We start from the raw sequence: 820 nt of genomic DNA on the forward strand, positions 1-820 counted from the left end.
CCGGCCGCCAGCGAGATCAAGCGCCAGGCGCGGCGCGCCGCGCAGCTCGATGCCACCGTGCTGCTGCGCGGCGAAACCGGCACCGGCAAGGAGCTGCTGGCCCAGGGCATCCACAACCTCTCACCGCGGGCACGCGGGCCCTTCGTCGCGGTGAACGTCGCGGCGATTCCGGAAAGCCTGGTCGAGGCCGAGCTGTTCGGCACGGCCCCCGGCGCCTTTACCGGCGCCGACCGCAAGGCGCGCATCGGCAAGTTCGAGGTGGCCAATGGCGGCACGCTGTTCCTCGACGAGATCGGCGACCTGCCCCTGCCGCTACAGGCCAAGCTGCTGCGCGTGCTGCAGGAACAGGAGGTCGAGCCGCTCGGCTCCAACCAGGTCAAGGCGCTCAACGTGCGGGTGATTGCCGCGACGCATATCGACCTGGAAGCCAAGGTCGCCGCCGGCCAGTTCCGCGACGATCTCTACTACCGCCTCAACGTGCTCGCCCTGCGCGTGCCGCCGTTGCGCGAGCGCGCCAGCGACATCCCCGCCGTGGTCGAGCACCTGCTCGACGACATCGCCAACCGCTCCGGCCAGCCGCCCATGGAGCTGAGCCCCGAAGCGCTAGCGCTACTCTGTGCGCAGCCCTGGCGCGGCAACGTGCGCGAGCTGGGCAACCTGCTGGAACGCGCGCAACTGTCCGCCGACGGCCCGCAGCTGCAGGCGGCACACTTGATGCCATTGCTCGGCGATCAGGCACGCCCGGTAGACGCCAGCAGCCACCTGGCAGCCGTGTCTCCACCTGTTCAAGCCGCAGCGGCAGCCAGTCTCGAAGAACTGC

At 70.2% G+C, this 820-nt stretch carries 1 protein-coding gene; it reads left to right on the forward strand.

All coding sequences use genetic code 11. From position 1 onward, the window contains the following. Positions 1 to 820: sigma-54 interaction domain-containing protein (locus tag LO50_RS23530; protein ID WP_044316554.1), on the forward strand; the 820-nt coding region annotated here is incomplete at both ends.

Origin of the sequence: Stutzerimonas stutzeri (assembly GCF_000935215.1) — a bacterium.
In the GTDB taxonomy this organism is placed as follows: domain Bacteria; phylum Pseudomonadota; class Gammaproteobacteria; order Pseudomonadales; family Pseudomonadaceae; genus Stutzerimonas.